Source organism: Luteitalea sp., assembly GCF_022842525.1.
Classification (GTDB): Bacteria; Acidobacteriota; Vicinamibacteria; order Vicinamibacterales; family Vicinamibacteraceae; genus Luteitalea.
This window is the reverse complement of sequence record NZ_JALHPM010000321.1, coordinates 1-4,266: the sequence shown is the minus strand read 5'-3', so window position 1 is coordinate 4,266 and position 4,266 is coordinate 1. Positions and strand designations below refer to the sequence as shown.

Here is a 4,266-nt window from a genome sequence, read left to right as displayed (position 1 = left end):
AACAACGATTAGATCAGAGGGCAGCATGCACGTCGATCCTCTATCTCCCTGATTCGACGAATCTTACTTCCTGGATTCGGGGGGATTCCTCAGAGCGCAGCGCAATCCGGGATCGCGGCGGCGCCCCCGCTCATCCCCGGCACCCGTGCCATGCCGTCCGGCTGCCGCGGTTCAACGCGGTGCAAACACCCGATCCCGGATTCCGCGATGCTGCATCCGGGCTACGTCAGGCGATACCTGGCGTTCATGAGGACGGGTGCGTCAGCGCAACGACCGCAGCGAATTGGCGTCGGCGACAGGGACTCAGGCCTGCTCCCGGCGTGCCGCGATCGGGCCTTTAGATTGAACACTCATCTCCCTTCGAAATCCCAGGTGTGGTCGGTAGCCAGCCACGGTCCGCCCCCCCCACCGCCGCGTTCGAATCGAAGGCGCTCCTGTGCCGTGCTGTGTTGGCTCGCGTACCGACCGGCACGCGCGCGGTCCGTAGCCTGTGCCGGACCGAACCAGACTCAAGGAGACGAACATGAATTATGAAGAACGCGATCCCTTCGGCATTTATTCGACGAAGGTCGGCACGAGTGCCGGGCCGGATGAATCACGGGGTCCGGGTCCGGCCTTGATGGGCGCCGACACGCTGATGGGTAACGACGTCGTCAACCAGAACGATGAGAGCCTGGGCGACATCAAGGAGATCATGCTCGACATGCGCAGCGGCCGCGTCGGTTACGCGGTGCTGTCGTTCGGTGGATTTCTCGGCATGGGCGAGAAGCTGTTCGCGGTGCCGTGGAACGCGCTGACGCTCGACACCGAGCACAAGCGCTTCGTGTTGAACGTCGACAAGGATCGCTTGAAGGATGCGCCAGGTTTCGACAAGCAGCACTGGCCCGACATGGCGGACCAGGCCTGGACCAGCAGCATCCACTCGTACTATGGCACCAAGCCCTACACGGATCAGCCGCAGGGCTGAGCCACGGCGCCAGCGTCGACGGTGTACGCGTGCGCAACGCGTACACCGCCTGACTCTGGCGGACTTAGTTCGCCGGCGTCGGGGCTGGCACGATGATCGTCGTGTCACCGCCGGTCTTGCCGGGCTCGCCCGTCGCGCCGGTGTCGCCGGTGGCACCCGTTTCGCCGGCGCCGCCAGTGGCCCCTGTCGTGCCGGTGTCGCCGGTCGCACCGGTCGCACCGGTCGAACCGGTGCCGCCCGTGGCGCCTGTCGAACCCGTGGCACCCGTGTAGCCCTTGGCGCCGGATTCGCCCGTCGCACCCGTCTCACCGGCCGGACCGGCCGGACCCGGCACGGCCACGACGGTCGTCGACGACTCCACTTCGGGCCTGTCGCAGGCGGTCAGTCCCCCGGCCAGCACGAGCACTGTCAGCAGCATTGAATACTTCATAGGTCTTCCCTTCGAATTGCGATGAACGATGGCGTGAGCATGCGCGCGCTGCGCCTGCCGCCGAGCCAGCACTGTGCGCGCAGGCCGCCCGTGCGTCGGTACGTCACCGCACATGTGCCGGGGGCGCTGATGCCAACGAAGAAGGCTTCTATCCGGCCACCGGGAACACAGAGGAAGACGCATTGAGAAGGGCGTTGGATACACCAGTGCCTGGCCTGCAACGCGCTCGGACCCGACTTCCCCTGAGCATGCCACCAACACCAGTCATGAATTCCAATGCTCCTCTCATGCCCTCGGTGTTCCCGGTGGCCAAAGACCTGCACATCACATCGCACCACGGCCGACGAAGTTGGCAGCCCAGACCGCGCACCGGAACAATGAGCAGAGCGTGCGCTACCAGTGCCCGGGCCGAGGCGAGCTGGAATGCGCTTGCTCCTGAATGAGGACCAACACCACTCGATCTTCCTCGCTCTTTTCTCGGTGGCAAAAAACTGGACATCACCATGCACCCCGTCACACGAAACCTCAGAGTCGCGTCGCGTGCCGCCGCGAATAAGCGCGTCAGCGCACCGACCTCGCGTGCCGCGGGCGGCATGCTGGGCGCCTGATATCGATCCCGACCGTCCGCCATATCGCCGACAGCGGGATCGCCGAGGTCCCCATGAAGATTCGCCAGATTGCCGCCGTATCGATTGCCCGCGCAAAGCCGCGCGAGCTGCCGTTGAACCCCGTCGCGCGCCTGATGCCGCGCCCGTCCACCATCGTCCGTCTGCCGCTCGCCACCACGCGTGACGATGTGCCGACGAATCATCCCGAGGTGCTGTCATGAACCTGCCGAGCGTTGACGAACTGAAGGGCAAATGGCGTGAGCAGATGGGCGCCGCCAAGGTGGCGTGGGGCGAACTGACCGACGACGAACTGCTGAAAGTCGAAGGGCATGAGGATAAGCTCGCCGGCCTGATCGAGCAGCGTTACGCGATCTCGCGCGAAGAAGCCGAAAAGCAGGTCAAACACTTCTTCGACAGTCACCGCGGCTGAGGCGCGCTGCGCCTCAGCCGTCACCTGACAGGATGACGAACATGAAATTGCAGACCCGATTACTGAAGCCGGTCTCGGCGATCGCACTGGCCGTCATGGCCGGCAGCGCGCTGGCCGCGACGCCGATGACACAGGATGTCGTCGAAGCCCGACAGGAAACCCAGATCTGGACGACCTATGCGCTGAGCCCGTATCTGCGGGCCAACGATCTCAAGGTCACGGTCGACGCCGGCAAGGCCACGCTGAGCGGCATGGTCGACGAAGAGGTGAACAGGGACCTCGCGCAACAGATTGCGCTGGGCGTCGATGGCGTGACCGAAGTCGACAACCTGATCAAGGTGCAGTCCGACTACGTGCCGCCGCCGCAATCGTCCGGCAACCAGTATGCCGCGCGCATCGACGACGCGACGATCACCGCCGCGGTGAAGTCGAAGCTGGCGTGGAGCACGCACACCGAGGCGCTGACGACGAAGGTGGAGACCGCGGGCGGCAAGGTGACGCTGGCCGGCACGGCCGACAGCAAGGCGGCGAAGATCGCGGCCGGTGCGCTCGCCGCGAACACGCGAGGTGTGACTGCCGTCGACAACCAGTTGACGGTCGGCGCCCCGCAGGCGTCGATGGCGCAAGAGGCCGGGTCGAAGGTGGGCACCGCCGAGCGTGAAATCGCCGATACGTGGATCACGACCAAGGTCAAATCGATCTTCCTCTACTCGAGCCACGTCGACGGCTCCGACATCGGAGTGGAAACGGGCGCGGGCATCGTCACGCTGACCGGCAAGGTCGATAGCGGCGTCGAACGCGCGCTGGTGATCGAGCTCGCGAAGAACGTCCGCGGCGTGAAGCGCGTGGAGTCCGAAGGCCTGGTGCTGTAGCAGGCGGTCGGCGCCGGCCACGGACGGCCGGCGACTGGCCTGGCGGGTCGGCAGCCGCGGGCTGCGCCCGGCCACGGAGCAGACAGAGACACGGAGAAAGATGAACTGGGTGGGCGCCACGCGGCAACGCCAGGGAGTCTGGTCCGACGCGCTAGGCCAACAGCAAGCCGCTCGGGCGCCGCGGGCATCCTCCATGCCGTCCGTTTCCATCTTTTCATGCCCGGTGGTGGCCATATCCCTGAGCGTCCATGCGCCCCGCTCGTCGGGCTGACGCAGGACGCGCAACCCGTGCCCCCCGCTGCGCCTTCTCAGCAACCTGGGCGGTGACGCTGCGTTTCGCGCGATCATGGCGCGTGAGCGATATCGGCGCTCGGCCATTCAGACGCGGGCACCACCTCGCACACGCGCCGATTCATCCGCCATAGCGCGTCTCCTGCAGATCGAGTTCCCGCATCATCTTGCGCAAATCGAGATCGTTCAGCCCGTGGGCGCGTCCGCTGCGGAGCAGTTCTTCCCGTTCCGCGTGCAGGCCGATGCGTCTGAGCTGGCGCTCGAGATCGGCGTCGTCGCGCTGCTGCGAGGCGTCGACATCGAGTCCGTCGCGTTCGATGCGCTGCTGATACAGCGCCATGATCCGCGCGGCAGTGTCGGTGTGGCGGTACCCGTTGGCGAGTCCGGCGCCCATGCGCTGCTGCGCAGCGTCGATCGCGGCTATCGCGGCCCCGGCAGCGGCCGTGCGCGCGCGGGCCTCGGCGGCCTGACGGGACGGTTCGGGCGGCAGTTCGAGGCCCTGCAGGGTCCGCGGCAGACCCACTGTCGCGAGCACCAGCGACAGCACGATCACGCCCGCAGCGAGCAGGATCGCCAGGTCGCGCGCCGGGAACGGACTGCCGTCGGCGAGCGCGGCCGGCAGGCTCAGCACACCGGCGAGCGTCACCGCGCCGCGCACGCCGGCGAGC

5 protein-coding genes and 1 pseudogene are annotated in these 4,266 nt (G+C 66.6%); 4 read left to right on the top strand and 2 right to left on the bottom strand.

Translation table 11 applies throughout. The features are described from left to right. Positions 1–523: 523 nt before the first annotated feature. On the top strand, positions 524–967 hold the full coding sequence (locus Q0C41_RS30210) for a PRC-barrel domain-containing protein (RefSeq protein WP_367079324.1): 444 nt from the start codon (positions 524–526) through the stop codon (positions 965–967). Positions 968–1,031: 64 nt separating this feature from the next. Here the strand turns inward: Q0C41_RS30210 and Q0C41_RS30205 are convergent, their stop codons facing one another. Next, complete coding sequence (locus tag Q0C41_RS30205) at positions 1,032–1,385, bottom strand: hypothetical protein (RefSeq protein WP_291990542.1); 354 nt, start codon at positions 1,383–1,385, stop codon at positions 1,032–1,034. A gap of 673 nt (positions 1,386–2,058) precedes the next feature. On the opposite strand from Q0C41_RS30205, the gene Q0C41_RS30200 reads away from it, so the two are divergent. Genes Q0C41_RS30200 through Q0C41_RS30190 form a run of 3 tightly spaced genes read left to right on the top strand, consistent with a single transcriptional unit; the run spans position 2,059 to position 3,307 of the window. After that, the gene (locus tag Q0C41_RS30200; protein ID WP_291990540.1) at positions 2,059–2,226 is read left to right on the top strand and encodes a hypothetical protein; all 168 of its coding nucleotides are present in this window, start codon (positions 2,059–2,061) and stop codon (positions 2,224–2,226) included. After that, entirely contained in the window at positions 2,223–2,435 is a 213-nt protein-coding gene (locus Q0C41_RS30195; protein WP_291990538.1) for a CsbD family protein, read from the top strand. The genes Q0C41_RS30200 and Q0C41_RS30195 overlap by 4 nt, the downstream gene beginning before the upstream one ends. Positions 2,436–2,476: 41 nt before the next feature. Then, a complete protein-coding gene (locus Q0C41_RS30190; RefSeq protein ID WP_291990536.1) occupies positions 2,477–3,307 on the top strand; it encodes a BON domain-containing protein in 831 nt (276 codons plus the stop codon). A 412-nt stretch (positions 3,308–3,719) separates the two neighbouring features. Here Q0C41_RS30190 and Q0C41_RS30185 read toward each other — a convergent pair. After that, positions 3,720–4,266 (bottom strand): annotated as a pseudogene (locus Q0C41_RS30185) (Na+/H+ antiporter); the annotation flags it as partial.